The sequence below is a fragment of the Latilactobacillus parafuchuensis genome, assembly GCF_055271665.1.
Window position 1 is genome coordinate 625,811 of sequence record NZ_CM143875.1, and the last position, 18,867, is coordinate 644,677.

Annotated in this window: 12 protein-coding genes; 3 read left to right on the top strand and 9 right to left on the bottom strand. The window is 40.6% G+C overall.

The features are described from left to right. Positions 1-95 precede the first annotated feature (95 nt). The 4 genes from ACVPPQ_RS03425 to ACVPPQ_RS03440 form a co-directional block, all read right to left on the bottom strand. Positions 96-551 carry a MarR family winged helix-turn-helix transcriptional regulator gene (locus ACVPPQ_RS03425; RefSeq protein WP_463495704.1) on the bottom strand — a complete coding sequence of 152 codons (456 nt, stop codon included), beginning with the start codon at positions 549-551 and terminating at the stop codon, positions 96-98. Between the two features lie 13 nt (positions 552-564). Continuing rightward, the gene (locus ACVPPQ_RS03430) at positions 565-915 is read right to left on the bottom strand and encodes a hypothetical protein (protein WP_463495706.1); all 351 of its coding nucleotides are present in this window, start codon (positions 913-915) and stop codon (positions 565-567) included. Next, positions 896-2,338, bottom strand: coding sequence for a helix-turn-helix domain-containing protein (locus ACVPPQ_RS03435; RefSeq protein WP_463495707.1), 1,443 nt, complete (start codon positions 2,336-2,338; stop codon positions 896-898). The genes ACVPPQ_RS03430 and ACVPPQ_RS03435 overlap by 20 nt, the downstream gene beginning before the upstream one ends. Before the next feature lie 383 nt (positions 2,339-2,721). Next, positions 2,722-7,950, bottom strand: coding sequence for a SpaA isopeptide-forming pilin-related protein (locus tag ACVPPQ_RS03440; protein WP_463495708.1), 5,229 nt, complete (start codon positions 7,948-7,950; stop codon positions 2,722-2,724). Between the two features lie 328 nt (positions 7,951-8,278). Between ACVPPQ_RS03440 and ACVPPQ_RS03445 the strand changes: the two genes are divergently transcribed. Both ACVPPQ_RS03445 and ACVPPQ_RS03450 read left to right on the top strand, forming a co-directional pair. Beyond that, the gene (locus ACVPPQ_RS03445; RefSeq protein WP_463495710.1) at positions 8,279-8,962 is read left to right on the top strand and encodes an MmcQ/YjbR family DNA-binding protein; all 684 of its coding nucleotides are present in this window, start codon (positions 8,279-8,281) and stop codon (positions 8,960-8,962) included. A 176-nt stretch (positions 8,963-9,138) separates the two neighbouring features. Continuing rightward, positions 9,139-10,638, top strand: coding sequence for a helix-turn-helix domain-containing protein (locus tag ACVPPQ_RS03450; RefSeq protein WP_463495711.1), 1,500 nt, complete (start codon positions 9,139-9,141; stop codon positions 10,636-10,638). 58 nt (positions 10,639-10,696) lie between these two features. On the opposite strand, the gene ACVPPQ_RS03455 is transcribed toward ACVPPQ_RS03450, so the two are convergent. The 5 genes from ACVPPQ_RS03455 to ACVPPQ_RS03475 form a co-directional block, all read right to left on the bottom strand. Continuing rightward, positions 10,697-11,542: a class C sortase gene (locus ACVPPQ_RS03455; RefSeq protein ID WP_463495712.1), complete on the bottom strand. Its 846-nt coding sequence runs from the start codon at positions 11,540-11,542 to the stop codon at positions 10,697-10,699. A 15-nt stretch (positions 11,543-11,557) separates the two neighbouring features. Continuing rightward, positions 11,558-13,030: a SpaH/EbpB family LPXTG-anchored major pilin gene (locus tag ACVPPQ_RS03460; RefSeq protein ID WP_463495713.1), complete on the bottom strand. Its 1,473-nt coding sequence runs from the start codon at positions 13,028-13,030 to the stop codon at positions 11,558-11,560. Positions 13,031-13,042: 12 nt separating this feature from the next. Further along, positions 13,043-16,015, bottom strand: a complete 2,973-nt coding sequence (locus ACVPPQ_RS03465) for a SpaA isopeptide-forming pilin-related protein (protein WP_463495714.1) — start codon at positions 16,013-16,015, stop codon at positions 13,043-13,045. 154 nt (positions 16,016-16,169) lie between these two features. Next, the gene (locus ACVPPQ_RS03470) at positions 16,170-17,396 is read right to left on the bottom strand and encodes a CHAP domain-containing protein (protein ID WP_106482885.1); all 1,227 of its coding nucleotides are present in this window, start codon (positions 17,394-17,396) and stop codon (positions 16,170-16,172) included. Between the two features lie 142 nt (positions 17,397-17,538). Further along, on the bottom strand, positions 17,539-17,784 hold the full coding sequence (locus tag ACVPPQ_RS03475; protein ID WP_463495716.1) for a Mor transcription activator family protein: 246 nt from the start codon (positions 17,782-17,784) through the stop codon (positions 17,539-17,541). Between the two features lie 136 nt (positions 17,785-17,920). Here ACVPPQ_RS03475 and ACVPPQ_RS03480 point away from each other — a divergent pair, with 136 nt between their 5' ends. Further along, positions 17,921-18,865 carry a helix-turn-helix transcriptional regulator gene (locus ACVPPQ_RS03480; protein ID WP_463495717.1) on the top strand — a complete coding sequence of 315 codons (945 nt, stop codon included), beginning with the start codon at positions 17,921-17,923 and terminating at the stop codon, positions 18,863-18,865. The last annotated feature ends 2 nt before the right edge of the window (positions 18,866-18,867 follow it).

The window sequence follows — 18,867 nt, forward strand, 5'->3', positions numbered from 1 at the left end:
GCCTTAATTTATTTCCGAGCACTTATCAGGTGAACCAAAAAAGCAACCACCCTAAAAAAGATGATTGCCTATTCGTTCTATTAATCACGTTTCAATTAGCCTAAACGCCGTTTAACCACATTGGTTTGAACGACCAATTCATCCATTAACTGCACTAACTGTGTGAATTTTTCTGAGCCATAACCTTCGTTGACTTTTTCAAGCCACTTTTCGTAATGCTCATTTAAAGCAGCCAACACCTCATCACCATACTGCGAAGTTTCAAAATAAGTTAAACGATAATCGGGTTCTTGTCGGGAGATACCCTCAATTAGCGCTAAAATCTGCAATTCTCGACAACGGCGCGATATAGCGGCCCGTGAAATATGCAATGTCGCAGCTAATTCACTGCCAGATATATGATTATGGGTTTGAATCACTTTCAATAGCGTATATTGATCATAGGTTAAATGATATTTTTGACTAATTTCTCCTAAAAATGGTCGTAGATCATTGTTTAACCATTGATAAATTCGATTAAATTTTAACATTTCTTGTTCGTTTGTTGTCATGGTCAGCACCCCTCTATTTTTTCTTTTCCCCAAATAATACATTTCCGGATAATCGACTCAATAATTTGCCTAATTCACTATGTGTTTCAGGAACAGTTGGCTGCCTCGCTGCCTCAATTTTCATAATATTACTCTCCATTAGACTCGTTATATCCTGCAAAACAATCCGCCGTTGCTCTTGATTAATCCGCTGGTTACTCTTGGTTAAAATAATAACGGACTCATCGTCTTGTGAACGCGCTTGATATTCAGTAGGGCCTTTCTCAGTTAATTGCGGTTTTTCTTTAGCCCAGAAGAGATAGGGCTTGGTTGCCTGCGCAACTAATATCGCCATCAAGACAATACTATTGGTTAGCTTCTTCATCCAACACCAGCCCCTTCTTTATCTGAATAATTAAATCACCAAAGTCGCCCCAATCTTCGGTACTTGGCGGGTTCTTCCAAATGATTTGATTAATTTTTAACGCCTCTTGTGCAAAATCAGAAACAAATAACTGCGTTTTTTGAGTAATCTTTTTTTCTAAAATAATATTTAGATTTTTAAAACCCATGATTTGTTTTTCAATGTAGTGCGTGTAAGATTGCGCGATGCTAAAATCGACACACACGTAAATCGCAGGATTCAATATTTGATAGGGGACACTCTCGATAATTGCGAACAAATATTGATAGAACAAACTAACTCGCAGCCGTGAGTTGACGGTCGCTAATTCTAAAAAAGTCGGTAATTGTTTTAACACAACCCGACTACTTGTCGGATAACTTTCTTGAAAAAACGTAATCTGATGTTCTGAAGTAAACGTACTGACTTCGGCATAGAATAACGCTAACCGCAAATTAACCGTGACCAGCTGCTGATAAAGTGGTTCTTCAACAGTCGTCGGCAAGGCCAATTCCCGCATAATAATTCCGTTAATCGCTTGCGTGCCAGCCATTACGACTTCAAATTGCTTTAATCGAGCTTGCCCCAAATAAGTAGTTGTTATATTTTCAGCAAATAGAAACGTTAAAATATAATCGCATTCACATTGATTAACTACCGAGCCTAATTTTAATTTCAAAACCGTTTCAATCAGACTGACACCCTTATCAGTCACATCATCTGTCGTAAAATATACCACACTCAGTGTATGCTGTCGCTGGATTCGTTGAATGCAAACGCCTAGAAATAAATTAAGCTTCATCTTTTTAACTAACGATAAATCTAGTGTATAGAAACGCGTTAATTGTTTGCCCAACTGTTCAATTAATTGCTCAATTTCGCGCGTAAAAACACGGTCCAAACCATTATAGAAATCATAGTAAATGGTATACAAAAAGTTTCTAACGACCAGTTCATCCCCATGAAGTTCATTGTTTCGATACTCAATCTGATATTCTTTTAATAATTTCGTCAATTGCTTTTTTAAAGCATACGTATACGACTTACTGTAGAAATGCTGTTTGGCAAAAGCTTCGATTCCTAAGTTTTCCGTGACCGCATTTTGCAACAATAAATAGATGCCTGATTGCTGTAAATATTGCAATCGTATTTTTTTGACCATTAAAGTATTCAACGCTTGAACCGTTATCTCGCTATTATCTAAAATATCGATACCCGTAGCTCCCCCAAGTTCGGCTAAATCGTGATTTAATTGATTTAAATATTTTTTAACTTTAAACTTCGACAGCCCCGAAAATTCGCAGACTAAGTCAATTGACATGTAGTTCGTCTTGTTTAACTCTAAATACTGTAATATATAGTATTGATACCGATCGTCTTCAGTTAATAAGTAATTAAAATTCATAATGAACTCCATTTGCATTGATTGATGACTTCTTTTTTGATAATCAAAAATAATTCCAATCCTACTTATCAATGACTAAATAGGTGGCCACCGTTGCCCAATTATCGATTCATCCCAAAGTGTTGTCACAATTAGTCCGCTTCGCGATTATTTTTGCCATTAATAATTAGGCTATAGATTCAGTATATCGGTTAATAATCTATATAGGTGACTTATTTTCGAACTATTTTCCAGCATTTTTTAAAACCAGAAAATTTATCAACAAAAAATGATTCCATAAGATAGACAAAAGAGACTACTTGCCAGTCATTACTTGGTTGGTAGTCTCTTTTGTCTACTGTCACGTCTCACGCTAAAAGAATTTCAGTCTTATCGATTAAACATTAGCCGATTTTTTTCTTACGACTTCTAAACCAATAAATGATCGCCACTAGAATAACGACCAGACCACCAAGAATAATAGCCCACTTGCTAGCCGCTACACCCGTTTGTGGCAATTTAAAGGTTGGTTTCGTTGGTTGCTTTGGCTTAGTAACTAGCGTGTTGTATTTGACGAGTGTCAAACTATTCTGCGCTTGAGTCACTTCAAAACTTAACGGTACTGGGTCTAATTGATACCCTTTAGGCGCTTTGGTTTCAACTAATTGATATTGTCCGGTTGGTAAGTCTTTCAATAAAACGACTCCGTCTTGCCCAGTGACTAAATTAGTTTGAATAGTCTTTCCTTTTTGATCCACTAATTTAAACACCGCACCGGCCAATAATTGATTAGTGGTCTGTGCTCTTTTTTCAACCCGCACTTGGTGGGTTGCTTGTTGATTTTCTTTGGTCACTTGAACTGCTTGTTTTTGTGACTTAACCGTGAAGGCTACTGGTGTCTCGTCTAAAACGTACCCCGTTGGCGCTTTTGTTTCAACAAACGTATAGTCACCGGGTGCTAAATCAGTGACCACAATTTGACCATTTTGGTTTGATTTTAAATCTTCTTTAATGACTTTTTGTTGATTATCCATAATTTTAAAAGTGGCACCGGCTAATGCAGCACCGGTTTGAGCATCTTGTTTGGTTAAAATCACACTACCCGGAATTAATTGATCCGTCTTGGTCACTTTAACGGCACTTGTTTGCCCTTTAGTAATTGTAAATTTAACAGGGGTTTTATCCAATTCATATCCCGTCGGTGCTTTGGTTTCAACGAATGTGTAATCACCCGGTTCTAAATCATTAACGGCAATCTGACCGCTAAAATCGGTCGTTAAACCGCTCTGTAAAACTTTGCCATTGCTATCTTTTAATTCGAAGACCGCACCTTGGAGTGTTGCCCCATTTTTATTGTCTTGTTTCGTTAAGAGCACACTACCTGGTGTTAATTGATCCACTTTGGTCACTTTAACCGCACTTGTTTGGCCCTTAGTAATTGTGAAGGCCACCGGCGTTTTATCGAGGTCATAGCCGGTTGGGGCTTTGGTTTCAACAAATGTGTAATCACCAAGTGCCAAATCATTAACGGCAATTTGGCCACTCGCATCGGTTGTTAAACCAGTTTGCAGGACTTTACCAGCACTATCTTTCAATTCAAAGACCGCACCTTGTAAGGTTGAACCCTCTTTGTTATCTTGTTTCGTTAAAATCACACTACCCGGTGTTAACCGGTCGGCTTTAATCACCTTGACTGCACTACCTTGATTCTTAGTTATTGTAAAGGCCACTGGTGCTTGGTCGAGATCGTAACCGGTTGGCGCTTTGGTTTCAACAAACGTGTAATCGCCTGGTTCTAAATCATTAACGGCAATCTGACCACTCGCATCGGTCGTTAAACCGCTTTTTAGAACTTTACCAGCGCTATCCTTTAATTCAAAGACCGCACCTTGCAACGTTGAACCATCTTTGTGATCTTGTTTGGTTAAAACAACACTCCCTGGTGTTAATCGATCCGTTTTTACGACTTTAACGGCCGTTGTTTGCCCTTTTACAATCGTTACTTTAACTGGCGTTTTATCGAGGTCGTATCCCGTTGGCGCTTTGGTTTCGACAAACGTATAATCCCCAGGCGTCAAATCTTTAACGGCAATCTGGCCACTCGCATCGGTCGTTAAACCACTTTGGAGGACTTTCCCCTTGCTATCTTTTAATTCAAAAACCGCGCCTTGTAAAATTTCTCCAGATTGATCATCTTGTTTCGTTAAAATGACACTGCCAGGTGTTAATTGGTCGGCTTTAGTCACTTTCACCGCACTGCCTTGATTCTTAGTGATGGTGAATTTAACTGGCGTTTTATCGAGATCATAACCGGTTGGGGCTTTCGTTTCGACAAACGTATAATCACCTGGTTCTAAATCTTTAACCGCAATTTGGCCACTCGCATCGGTCGTTAAACCCGTTTGGAGCACTTTACCAGCGCTATCTTTTAATTCAAAGACCGCACCTTGCAGTGTTGAACCGTCTTTGTTATCTTGTTTGGTCAAGAGAACACTGCCCGGCGTCAACTGATCCGTTTTAATGACTTTAACCGCACTCCCTTGGTTTTTAACAATCGTAAATTTAACGGGCGTTTTGTCCAAGTCATAACCCATGGGCGCTTTGGTTTCGACAAACGTGTAATCGCCGGGTTCTAAATCATTAACGGCAATCTGACCACTCGCATCGGTCGTTAAACCGGTCTGTAGGACTTTCCCATTGCTATCTTTCAATTCGAAAACAGCCCCTTGTAAAACAGAAGCGTCTTTATGATCTTGTTTGGTTAAGATGACACTGCCGGGCGTTAATTGATCGGTTTTAACGACCTTAATCGCACTTGCTTGGCCCTTAGTAATTGTGAAGTTAACTGGTGTCTGGTCGAGATCATAACCGGTTGGGGCTTTCGTTTCGACAAACGTATAATCACCTGGTTCTAAATCATTGACGGCAATCTGACCACTCGCATCGGTCGTTAAGCCCGTTTGTAAGACTTTGCCTTGACTATCTTTTAATTCAAAGACAGCACCCTGCAGTGTTGAACCGTCTTGGTTATCCTGCTTCGTTAAAATGACACTGCCCGGCGTCAGTTTATCCGTCTTAGTCACTTTAACGGCGCTACTTTGACTTTTAACAATCGTAAATTTAACGGGTGTTTGATCGAGATCATAACCGGTTGGGGCCTTGGTTTCGACAAACGTATAATCACCTGGTTCCAAATCCTTAACGACAATTTGACCACTCGCATCAGTCGTTAAGCCCGTTTGTAAGACTTTGCCAGCGCCATCTTTTAGTTCAAAGACCGCACCTTGGAGTGTTGCACTATCTTTATGATCTTGTTTGGTCAAAATAACACTACCGGGAATTAATTTATCCGTTTTAACCACTTTAACGGCGGTTGTTTGGCCTTTAGTAATCGTGAATTTAACAGGTGTTTTATCGAGTTGATAGCCGGTTGGGGCTTTCGTTTCAACAAATGTATAATCACCGGGCGCTAAATCCGTCACAGAAACTTGACCACTCGCATCAGTGGTTAGGCCCGTTTTGATGACCTTACCGGCGCTATCTTTCAGTTCGAAAACCGCACCTTGCAAAGTGACATCTGATTGATGATCTTTTTTCGTTAAAATAACATCGCCGGGACTTAATTGATTGGTTTTAACCACTTTAACCGGACTCGTTTGACCCTTTTTGATGGTGAAAGCGATTGGTGTTGTCTCCAGTTCATAGCCGGTCGGGGCTTTCGTTTCAACAAACGTATAATCGCCGGGTGCTAAATCCGTTACACTCAACTGACCTTGCTTGTCAGTCGTTAAACCACTTTGAATCACTTTACCATCGGCATCTTTCAATTCAAAGACGGCGCCTTGCAAAACATCCCCAGATTGGTCATCTTGTTTCGTTAACAAGACATCGCCAGGGGTTAACTGATTGATGGCCGCCAAGTTAACTGGTGTTTCTTGACCTTCAGTCACCTTGAACGGAATTGGCGTGGCATCTAATTCATACCCAGCAGGCGCTTTGGTTTCGATAAACGAATAATCGCCAACTTCCAATAAACCTGAATTAATAAAACCGTCCGCATCGGACGTTAATTGATCAGCAACCACTTTCCCTGAAGTATCGACAATCTTAAAGGTCGCACCCGCTAACGGATTTTTAGTCTCTTTATCCGTTTTATAGAGGTAGGCACTCCCGTTTAACGTCGTCGTCGCATCATTACTGTAGATATCGCTCCCCGCATAATCAATCGAGGCTTTATTGATAATTTTTTCTCCCGGTTGGGCGTCCGGATTACTATAATTGACTTTGAATTTAATCGTCGTCGTTTTACCCATCTCTAAATCTTTTAACAAGGTATATGAGATTGTATTGCTAGCTTGATCATATTTAACGGCCGAGACATAATCAGCATCATAACTAACCGTTTGATCAAATGTCGTATTCGCTGGTAACGGATCAGTAATCACCGTTCCCGCTTTAACTTTATCGTTAAGGCTAGATAAATCTAATGAATACGTGATCGCGCCATTTTTAGTGGCCAACGTTTTATGATCGACACTTTTATTTAACGTGACGGCTTGATATTGATTTTCATTAATCGCTACAGGAATCTTGCTTTGATTAATCACACTATTATTATTTAATTCTTGGGCATCATTATACCGAGTACCAAATGTTTCGGCAGTCATATTAGGATCGACGTTCAACCCATAAGTAATGACGTAAGCATCATCGCTCGTTAACTTGCCAAGATGGATGGCTAATGAATCTGTGGTCGTGGTAATATCATTCGTTAATTGCGAAGTCACATAAGTAAAATGTTCTGGGGTACCAGCTGCACTCCATTTATCAACCTTATACAAATTAATATGTTGATAGGGTGTTGCATCACCACTCGTCATTCCGGTCAACATCGAATTACCATCAGCCATAGTCGTATCAGCAGGTAATTGATCCGTAATCGTCACATCATCGTATGATTGGCGGTCATAGTTAACGATTAGAATAAACGTATTTTCTTTTGTCCCAGCAGTCGTATCTAAGAGGAACGTCTTTTGACCGTCAATCGTTTTAAACGGTAAATTAGTATACTTTATAAATGCGGGTTGGCCTGTCTGACTAAGCTTAGTCTGAGAGGTCGTTTGGTCGGTACTGACCTGATTATTACCGACATTCAGTTGTGTGTTGAAATCAACTGATTCTGGGATTGTACTATTATCAACAAAATAAGGGGCTTTAAACATCACCTTGAAGGTATAACCAACAGCTGAAGTTTGGTCAATTTTGGTATGATCGTATTTAACATTCAGAACATAGTTGCCCTTACCGTCATCGGTATAGGCTGGCGAACCAAGATAAAAAGGATCCCCAATCACAATATCATCTGCTAATTGGCTCGGATCTTCTACAATACTCTTGGGTATTGTCACATTGACGCTACCATCTTCATCCAATTTACCGGCTGAACTCGACACGGTCACATCAAGTTCAACTTGGCATCGTGATTCAATTGGATCAGTCGCTTTAATCGTTACGCCTGGATCGTCGCCACTTACTTTGACGCTCTGATTGCCAACCGCGTTGACAATACCTGATTGCGTAAAAATCATCATCAGCATTAATATTATTTGGAACCCTTTTTTCAGTTTATTCACTTAAACATCCTCCTGAATTAAAAAATTAATCACATTAAATAAATAATTCAATATTATTCAACACGTTATTACGTACAGTTAAGTATAATTTATACCTTTAAGTATTCATAGCCTATTCAATCATTATTATTCCTGGATTTTTGACCGAATTAAAAATCTAGCAAAGTACATTGTGTACAATCATTTTGACGTCATTCATTCCTGATTAACTACCCGCACTCCTATTTTCTCAAAATAAAAGCTACTTCAATTGCATTTACTAGCCAACACCGCCATACTAATTTTAATTGACATAATCCTTTTTCGTTACCCCCGGAGGCTTCTTCCTATGTATACCCATCAAACATTTCTCAATGATTTAATCGCTACCCAAAGTACGCGTCCCGAACAGTTGCTAGCTTATGGTTTTCAGCAGACCGCGACCGGGGATTATCGTTACCAGACCACCATTCTCGATCAACAATTCACACTAACGGTTTTGTTAACGGTTGATCAGCAACTGACGACTCAAATTACAGATAATACAACCGAATTACCTTATCCACCCTATCAATCGGAACAAGCGACTGGCCCGTTCGTCAGTCAATTACGCCAAGCTGTGCGGCAACAGATTGAACAACTGGCTGACCGTTGCTTTCAGGTGACGATTTTTAGCCAACCGGCAACGCTCGCACTTTTAGACTACGCCCACCAGCAATACGCGAATCAGCCCGAATTTTTATGGGCTAAATCGCCGCAAAATGCCGTTTTACGGCGACGTGATTCACATAAATGGTACGCGGCCATTCTAGTTGTCTCTAAGCGCAAACTTGGCTTGGACAGCGATGAAATCGTCGAAATTCTTGATGTCCGGGTCGACCCTACCATCCTCCCGACCTTGATTGATCACCAACGGTTCTTCCCCGGCTATCATATGAATAAAACCCATTGGCTGACGATTATCCTAAATCAAAATACACCACTTGAAACGTTGGAACACCATCTCAATCAAAGTTATCAATTGGCTAAATAATCATTGGCAACAATCATTAATTACTAATGCTGGCGACGCTGCCCAATTCGGGCTAGTCGCCTTTTTTAATTGCCTACAATGTAATGTTGCCAGTCTTTAACAATAATCGTTTTGCGTGCATCTCACTTTTTAAACATGCTACACTATAATTAATAACTTATTAATTGGAGGCCTTAATGATATTTAATCGCGAGCTATTACACGACCGCACCGTTATCAAAATTGAAATTCTAACGTTGATTCGTGATCAACCCAACAGTTGGACTCAAAGCGCCTTAGCACAAGAATTCAACTGCAGTCGTAAACTCATTAATACCTACCTGACTGAAATCAATCAATTAGCCCAAACTTGGCTTGACCAAACTTTAATTCAACGTCATTCAACTTTACATCAATTGGTCATTGCTGGCCCCCATCAACATTTGAACAGTTTGCTGATTCGCGCTCACCTATTGGCGGCTGACAGCAATGTTCAACTGTTGTTATTGCTCATGCAATCTACTAAGCTCACGACCCTCGAAATTTGTCACCAACTCTACATCAGTGAATCCTGTCTCCATAAAAAAATGGCCCTTTTACGGAACCACTTAGCTCCCTATGCACTTTCAATCAAAAAACGAACAGGACACTACCGGCTTAGCGGGAACGCTTTTCAATTGATGGCCTATTTTCTAGAATTCTTCAGAACCGGTTTTAATTATCAAATTTGGCCGTTTACCAATAGTTCACAAACAGTGGTCACCGCTAGTTTGCGCTTATTTTTTGAAGGTGAAAAAATCCATTTAACAAAAACCCAACTGACCCATTACAGCTTTTTAGTCGGGCTATTACGTTGCCAACCCGTGCACATTAAAGAAACCACGGAACGCGCCTTGTCCGCTGAAAACAAAACCGTTAACCAGCAACTATTAAACTGTTTCAAACCCAGTCGCCTTAAACTATTAGTTGCCCAATTAAACCTCAGCCCCACCGACCTCAATTTATTTCTCTGTTACAGCCAGACTAGAGACGATTTTTATTTAATTAAACAATTCAATCACGTTGCCCTAAACCAACATCAAATCGTCGATTCAGATGAACATCAATTAATCGATCTTTTTAAGGCGCAAATTCTCCCACTATTTACCGTCCAAGGATTAACGGCTGATACCCAAGCGTTACCAAGTCTGTTAGCCATTAATTACGCTTTTACCCTCGCCAAGCGGTTTCAGGTTGCGTTCCCGTTGCTAACTAAACCCCATGCGCAATCACCCACGGCGACCCCTAATCCAATCCAACAAATCAGCCAAACGATTCAATCTTTTATCCGTTTTGAAAAACACCGCCCCACCCATTTATTAATGGAACAACTAGCGACTCGCTATCATGAACTTTTGACTCACTTCTTCAAACTTGAAAAACCAACACAGTGCTTTAAAGTCGGTCTCTTTGGTTATGATTCCCATCAAGATTGCCACGCCGTTCAGACCCTCATTGAACAACGTTTTAAAAGTCTATTTTCTTTTACTTTCGTTGCCAATCCACATCGAGAGCAACCGGCTGATCTTTTATTTTTTAATCCCCACCACGAACCGCCCACTAATCATCATTCGCCGATTCCCGTCACAAACCAAGTCACCTTTCAAGATTGTCAACGAATCCACGATGCGTTAATTCAGTTACCGCAAGGTCATTAAACCCACCAAAAAAGCCGAATCGTGCTGATTCGGCTTTTTTTGATGAATTTCTATTCAATTAACGGCGCCGCCGCCAAATGAGGCTACCACCGCCAATCACTAACGCACCAATTGAGACGCTACCCAATAACCAATACCATTGCTGATTCTTAGTCGTTTGTTTGGCTTGATTTGGCGTTGATTGTTTCAACGGTACTCGATAACCGGTCACTAGCAATCGATGACTGTTGACCGTATATGGCGTACAAGTCACCAACGTTACTAAATCTTGACCCGGTTGCACTTCCAAACCTTTCAAATTCGATGGTTTCACGATTCGTTTGGTTTTAACTTGGTAAGCCAATTGTTTACCTAATACCTCTATATAGAACCGGTCACCTTTTTTTAATTGATTTAATTTAGTCAGTAACACCCGATTCGGCAACCCATTATGTCCCATAATAACTGAATGGGTATCTTGCCCACCAATTGGATACGAGGTGCCTTGCAATAAAGTCACCCCTTTTTCGAGTAATTCCGGGTTGGTCCGATCAAATAATGGTAATTGACTCTTGATTTTTGGAATCGACAAACTGCCTAATAAACGTTCTTCAAAATACTGCCGATTAAGATCATTTTTAGCCACCGTCGCGGTTAAGGGATCCTCACCTTGTTTGGGCACACCACCTAAATCTTTTAACGCTTGATTTCGTTTTTTTAATGCTTGCAATCGTTTCTGTCGCACCTGACCATTGGTTTGGTTCATTTTTTGTTGAAACCGTTCAATCCTAATCTGGTCTAATTGATTATTGACGAAACTCACCACAAAGGGATAACAAAAGATGAGCAAGCCGGTAATAAATAAAGTAATAATCACCCATTTTAACTTTTTGGCACTTAAACGCGATTTCTCCTGTTTTTTCATTGGCTTAATTCCTGATTAACGTTTTACTTTACGATTCCAGAAGTAGGCCCCGCCCATTAGCATTAACCCAACTACAACGAAGGCGTAGATACCAATGCTACCGGTTTGTGGTAAAAAACCACCTTTGCGAATATTTTCAAATTTGATGGTCTCCGTTCTAAATTGGCCAGCAACCACTGTGAAATCTTTCGTTGGTCGATTATTCTCATTTAACAAATAACCATTTGGCGCCTTAACTTCAATCAATGAGTGATTACCATTAGCTAAACCGACAACCGACAACTGACCATTATTCCCAGAACTAATTTTAGTCGCTTGTGCTTCATCAGAAACCCATGTATCGAATAGATACGTATCCGTTTGGTCTTGTTTAAACATCGCGAATTGATCAACCTTTTTAACAACAAACTGGGCACCAGCTAATCCTTTATCCGTTTGTGCATCAATTTTCTTGAATTTTTTGCCACCCGTTACCGTTTTAACGATTAAATCTGTTCCTGGTTGATTATTAACACTGATAGTTGCTTTATTTTGAATCACTTGATCCGGATCAACACTTGCCGTCAGCTCCATTGGATAAGTCACTAACAATTTTTGACCCGCTAATTGTTTAACGTTAGGGGCATCCGTTTTCAAAGTAATCTCAAACCCATTATTAGTTGCTGCAATCGTGTAGTCCGTACCCTGCACTAAATCGCCCACCTTAACGGCTGCTAAATCAGCTAGCGCTAACCCGTTACTAGGTGCATCCTGAATAACAAAAGACTGGACATTATCTTCCGCAATATTTACCGGAATATTTACCGTCAATGCGTAGTTTAAAAGAGCACCGCTACTCACGTTCGGATATTTAGTCCCGTTAAAGTCAACTTCAGTAAAATCAGCTTGATCCGTTAACACCTTTTGATCTTCGCCAGTTTCATTCTTAGGATAGAGATGAATCTGACTATTAATGGTGGTTGTTCCTGGTTTATAGACTGGCATGACAACGACCATTGGTACAGCTTTTTTAGTAATAGTCGGCGTCACCGGCGTTGTTGTTTCTAAAACAAGATACGCCGCGTATTGCCCACCCTTATGGATTGGTAACTTAGCAAAATCAGCGATCCCTTCACCGGCCGTCGTAATTTCATTGCCAATTTTAGTTGCATAATCGGGAGCTGCACTAATTGATTCGTCTTGAATTTCGGAAATGACGGTATTAATTTCCGTTTCACTATGTTTATCGCCTAATTTATGATAGTATTCATCGGTTACATCATAGATACTAAAACCGGCACCATTCAATACTTTCCCACCAAAGTTCATGATTTCACCCGTATTTTGCGTCAGCGTTGACGTTTCACCCGCCGGAAAAATCCGTTTGTGAATTCTGATTTGTGCCTGATCGGTATTGGTTTCAGTTGCCGCTGATACAGCCCCAATTCCGGTTAAACTAGAAACTAAGAGCGTCGTTGCCATCAATGCTTTCATTAATTTGAACTTCATAATGGTTTCCTCCTATTTTTTATCTATCGACCGTTTTTTTTGGTACCCATAATAACCACTTAAGATTAGTGCAATAGCCATTAATCCAGCAGCCCAATATTGATATTGACGCCAACCTGATCCGCCGGTCGCCGGTAGATGACCACCCACTGGCGTATTATCAATCGTCAATTGGATCGACTGTTCCGTTAACTTGACTTGCGTATCTGCCTGACCGTCTTTGGTAACCGTTACTTGGCCATCTTTTCCGATGACTACCTTTAGAATGGCTTTCGATTCAAGATAGCCGTTTGGTGCTTTGGTTTCTTTAATATGATAAGCTTGACCAGCCTTTAATGGGTAAACAGTCGTGGCATCTATCTTGAATTGTCCCTGACCATTATCGTCCGTTATTAACGTCGCAAGTGACTTCATCTCAGTATCATATAAAGTAAATTCGGCACCCGCTAATACTTTTTGTGTGAGTGCATCCCGTTTTAAAATACCTAAATCAAACGGTTTGTGTTGATTGATGATGACGCCATTCTGACCTTTCGGTGTAATTTGCCAATAATCATCGTTTGGACCAACGTCTGGATCAACCGTTAATGCCACTGTTTGACCCGCGGCATCCGTTAACGTGACTTGTTGTTTGGCGCCAATTTTTAATTGCCACGGTTGTTGTTGCACTAATTCATACCCCGCCGGCGCCTTAGTTTCGGTAATCAGATAGTCTCCTGTTTGCAGGTTAGTCGTGAACTTAATTGCGCCGTTGTTATCAGAGGTTACCGTTTCAATAGGGGTACCATCCTTAGTACTCAATTTAAATTCAGCGCCCCCTAATCCTGCGCCAAAACCATTCTCTTTTTTTAATGTTATTTGGTATGGTTTGGGTGCAATGCTCCGAATTGATGGTACTGCGAAATACATATTAGCCCCATTACCATTGGTCAAATAAGTTGTTTCATTGGCCGGATAAAACTTGCCGTCACGATACGCTTCTTTTAACAATACATCATAGGTTATTCGATAGCCTTGTCGACTACTTTGATCCGCACCTAAGTGCAAATCGGCCATTTTAACCACTTTGCCCGACGTTATAGTCGGTTGTTGCGCACTTCCAGCCCCGTCTGTTAGCTTCCCATCTTTCAATACGAGATTGACTCCTTTTAGCGAACCCGGCACATAATTCACAAATTCACTTAAAGGATCCGTCACATTAGCGGCCGCAATTGTCGCGATGAGTTTATCAATAATATTTTGTAAAGCCGTCACCAATGTCGCAATCGCTGAGACTGTATAAGTGCCTTCCGGTCCTAATGCACCAACGACTGTATTGGCCGTATTACCGGTATGGTACCCAATCCCGTAACGGTGTAAATTAGCATTTTTCTGTTGTTTATACCGATCCTCAATAAATTTTACGGTTAGTGGGTTGTTGACCACCGTCCCATTACCACTGTATAAATCATTCTTTTGTGCAGTCATTTTTAAAATACTATTACCATTTATAAACGTCGGCGTTAACTGCCCCAATGACTGATCCAATGTCTTATTACCCGCATACGTATCACTCGGTGAAAAAGTCGGCTCACCGTCGGTAATCGTGATTAATACTTTATAAGCATCAGCCCGCGCGCCATAATCGGCGTTCGTTAATAACTTAATGCCAGCATCAACCCCTAAGAAAGTCGGTGTTCCGGAAGTTTGAATATCTTCCGTCAATAACTTGTGCCCCATCAAAGTCGTTTTATTATTTGTAAAACCGGCAAATTTATTTTGGTTGGCTTTATTATCAAATGCCGCGATTTCACCGTACGGTCGTCGTGGGCTACCTTCTGTTGAGCCAAACGCTGCTAACCCAATTTGAATATCGCGATCGTCCGTCAACATTCCCGCCGAAAACTGATTCACAGCTGCTTTTAAATCTTGCCAACGCGTTTTTCCAGAACTGGTCGTTGTCTTCATACTACCGGATTTATCTAACACTAAAACGACGTCAATTTTAGGCATTGGTTGAATTGCATCACCAATTACGTCCAATTGCACCTTAAATTGATTGGCAGTTGTCGTGGGTTGAACTGTTTTCTTTAAATTAGCCCGGCCGCTTTTGGCACTACCGTATTCATGATAACCATCTTTAAATGAAAGTTCGTTATCATTCAAATTATACTGAGCAATCCCACTATCCGATTCTTTTAATCCATAATGATAATTTTTTAAAAGTTCAGATGTCGTCCCAATCCCAAGATGTTGATCAACCCCATTAGTCGCATGCGTCCCCTGGTCATGTGTCGTATAGTGAAACGGATCACTGATTGCCCGCGTTACTGGCAATATCCGCGGCAATCCATTGACTAATTGAGTCGCTTTTAAACTTAACCCATCCGCAATTTCACTTTCTGATTGAACCATGGCTTGACTCGTTTGATTAGCCGATTCCTGACTACTCGTCGAAGCAGTTGGAACTTGGCTAGGTTGATTTATCGGCTGTTCGATACGTTCTGATTCTTTTTCAGATTCAGTCGTAGTTGTTTGCGGTAGCGTTAATGTGTAAGGTCCCGCGTCCGTGTCGGTTAATATATCGACGGTCGTATTTTGATCGACCCGTTGGTCTAATTGCAAATTAACTACCAGCGGCCCCCTATTTGTCAGTAATTCGATGGTCCCTTTAGTGCTTGATGTAAATTCTTTTTCCACTAACCAGTCAGACTGTCGTTCAAATTTAGGTTGTTCAACCATCTCGGTCGCGACCGGTATTTTAAGTTTAAACTTGAATTGTTCATTTGGTGTCGTCCTTTTTTCATAATCAATTACCCAATGAACTTGATCCGCTTGTTCAACTGATCTGGCACTAACTTTTAATTGTTGACTATCGAGCAATACTTGCTGTTCTACTTGAACGGCCAGTGATTTGCCGGGTAACAACAATAAACTATTGCCAAACGCTGAAACCAATAGGGTCAGTAACATCAGCCATTTGAAAAGATGCATCAAATACTTCATACTGTCTCCTCCTTATCTATCGCAATGGTGTTAATTTCATTTTAACGGTCAGTATTCATCTTTTATTATCTAAAAAGCACTAGCCACTGGGTCAAAATGAACGCAAAAAAAAGACTTGTCAGTTGACAAGTCTTTTTGGTTTAATATTTAAATTTTATCTGTGGATGTAAGTGAATGCTGAAGCACCTGAGACAGTTTGGGTGTTAGGACCACCAGGGCTGTCAAAGCCCATCCCACCTTGAGTGATGGTAATCGTGTTACTAGCAGCGTTATATGATTGCACATAAGCCACGTGACCATAAGAACCATCAGCAGCCCATGAACCAACCATTTGACCACCAGCAAAGCTAACAATTGCACCAGCAGCAGGTGAGTTATTGACTGTGAAGCCTTCAGCAGCAGCTGAAGCGCCCCATTGGTTACCATTGCCCCAGCCGTTACCAGCCCATGATGCAACTGATTTAACGTACCAAGTACATTGGCCCCAAGCGTATGAGTTACCAGCAGAATTGCTAGAAGATTGTGTCCCTGAACCATTTGAAGCAGGTGTTGCAGCAGCAGGTGTTGCACTAGTTGCTGAACTATTACTATCAGTTGTTGTTTCTGCCTTAGCTGTTACAGTTGTCTTAGCAGCAGATGCAACGGCCGCTTTCGCAGCGGCAGCCTTAGCTGATTCTTCAGCGTTTGCTTGATCATATTTTGTTTGTAAAGCTTCTAATTCATCTTTATTATCTGTAATTTTTTGGTTTAAGGCGTCTTCTTTTTTGCTTGCTTCAGCCTTTAAATCCGTTAAGTTAGTCTTTTCTTTTACTAAGCTCGCTTTAGTATTCACTAATGTCGTCTTAGTTGATTCTTGATCATTCTTTAAAGTCGTTAAACTTGTTTTAGCATCATTAACATCAGCTAAAGCCGTTTTACTTGCTTGGTTTAATTTATTGACCGTCATTGAACGTGATACAAGGTCAGCAAAGTCATTTGAGTTTAATAAGAAATCGATATAGACATTCCCGCTAACGGCATCGCCACTCGTCTTTTGTAAAGAAACCAATTGACTCTTCAAGACAGCAGTCCGTTTAGTGACTTCTTGTTGTGCTTGATCGATTTGGCCTGAAAGACTTGCGATTTTAGTCGTTGCATCTTTGATGGCTGTTTCTTGTTCAGTAATCTTGCTTGAGTTCGTGCTGATTTGTTGATCAAGCTTGATACTTTCAGTATTAGCAGTTGCGATTTGAGTTAACAAATCGTCAGTACTGCTTTCATTAGCTGAAATTGCTGTTTTAGCATCTGTTGCTGAACTAGCAGCCGCAGGGACGACTGGTAAAATACTGATTCCTAATACTCCGATTGCAAGTACGCTCATAATTGACTTTTTCAATGACATTTAAATTAATCTCCTATACTGAGTTGCTCTTCTTAATCCTTTACTAGTATAGAACTTGATTGTTACATTTACATTACACCCATATTATGTTCATTTAACAAAAAATGATAACCCTATAAACCATTTCTACTAGTTAACATCATTAATCTTGAAGAATTTTGCGAATCCACCGTTGCGAATAATCGTATTTCTTAGTTAACGCCACTAAATTCTGGCCGTCATATTCCTTTTTAATTCGTTGTGCAACCTGGTGCCGATTATACAGCCGCATGGGAAAAGAGATTTGTCGTCCCCGATAAATCTCGTAAATCTGACACAATGTTTCTTCGTCCACGATTTCAAATAATTCCGCATACGATTCTTGTAATATTTCAGTTTCAATTAGCATCGCCAAAACCCACTTTCTCGATTCACTTGTTTATTCGATAAACCTAATTTACACTATTTGATAGACACATTTAGTCTATCTACTTTCAAATTAAGGCTTTTTGCAACACAAATAACTCGTTTTTAAGGAGACGCTTATGAATGCAGCTTACCGCCAACTCACCATTTTCCAAAGTTTAATGAATGGGCAACTCATCACAAAAAGTGAGCTCGTTGCCCAATTTGCCGTCAATCCACGAGTGATTCAACGCGATTTTAGCCAATTGAAGCAATTCATCGCTGACCAACAGTTGCCCTACCAACTCGCCTATCACCGCGGATTAGGCGGCTACCAACTCACCAGTCAACAAGATGACCTGTCCAAGCAAACAATCTTGGTCCTGATTAAAGTGTTGTTGGCGAGTCGCTCGTTGACCAAAATCGAACTCAATCAAACGATTACCGGCTTATTGAAACTGATTAAACCGGCCGACCGTCAAGCGATTGAACCGATTATTAAAAATGAACAATTTCATTACATCCCCGTTCATCATCAAAAACCGTTATTACAATTAATTTGGCAATTCAGCCAATTGATTCTTAAAAAACAAACCATTACGATTCACTACCAACGCCAGCATGGCGAGATTGTTGAACGGACGATTTTACCGGAAGCAATTATTTGTTCCGAGTACTATTATTATCTAATTTCCTATAACGCTAAATATCAAAGCAACCTTTTCTACCGTATCGACCGGATTCAGGATTGGCATCTTGCCGATGAAGTCATTAGTCGGACTTATGCGCAGCGTTTCGAAGACGGTCCACTCCGCCAGAACACCCATTACATGCAGCCTGGCAAACTGACTACCATTCAATTTGAATTCTGGGGGATCGTCGAGGCCGCTCTCGACCGTTTCCCGAATGCCACAATAAAAGCACGCTACCCAAAACGCGGTAGCGTGCTGATTGAAACTGAAGCTTATGATCGCGGCGCCTTAATGTGGCTGCTCAGCCAAGGACCACTAGTGAAAGTGGTGGCACCAACCGATTTCGTGGCAATGGTGAAAGCCAGCTTGAATGAGAGTTTAAAGCGATACTAAAA

Coding starts and splice junctions, on each gene's coding strand:
- ACVPPQ_RS03425 (WP_463495704.1), bottom strand. CDS start 551: ATGACAACAAACGAACAAGAAATGTTAAAATTTAATCGAATTTATCAA.
- ACVPPQ_RS03430 (WP_463495706.1), bottom strand. CDS start 915: ATGAAGAAGCTAACCAATAGTATTGTCTTGATGGCGATATTAGTTGCG.
- ACVPPQ_RS03435 (WP_463495707.1), bottom strand. CDS start 2,338: ATGAATTTTAATTACTTATTAACTGAAGACGATCGGTATCAATACTAT.
- ACVPPQ_RS03445 (WP_463495710.1), top strand. CDS start 8,279: ATGTATACCCATCAAACATTTCTCAATGATTTAATCGCTACCCAAAGT.
- ACVPPQ_RS03450 (WP_463495711.1), top strand. CDS start 9,139: ATGATATTTAATCGCGAGCTATTACACGACCGCACCGTTATCAAAATT.
- ACVPPQ_RS03455 (WP_463495712.1), bottom strand. CDS start 11,542: ATGAAAAAACAGGAGAAATCGCGTTTAAGTGCCAAAAAGTTAAAATGG.
- ACVPPQ_RS03460 (WP_463495713.1), bottom strand. CDS start 13,030: ATGAAGTTCAAATTAATGAAAGCATTGATGGCAACGACGCTCTTAGTT.
- ACVPPQ_RS03465 (WP_463495714.1), bottom strand. CDS start 16,015: ATGAAGTATTTGATGCATCTTTTCAAATGGCTGATGTTACTGACCCTA.
- ACVPPQ_RS03470 (WP_106482885.1), bottom strand. CDS start 17,396: ATGTCATTGAAAAAGTCAATTATGAGCGTACTTGCAATCGGAGTATTA.
- ACVPPQ_RS03475 (WP_463495716.1), bottom strand. CDS start 17,784: ATGCTAATTGAAACTGAAATATTACAAGAATCGTATGCGGAATTATTT.
- ACVPPQ_RS03480 (WP_463495717.1), top strand. CDS start 17,921: ATGAATGCAGCTTACCGCCAACTCACCATTTTCCAAAGTTTAATGAAT.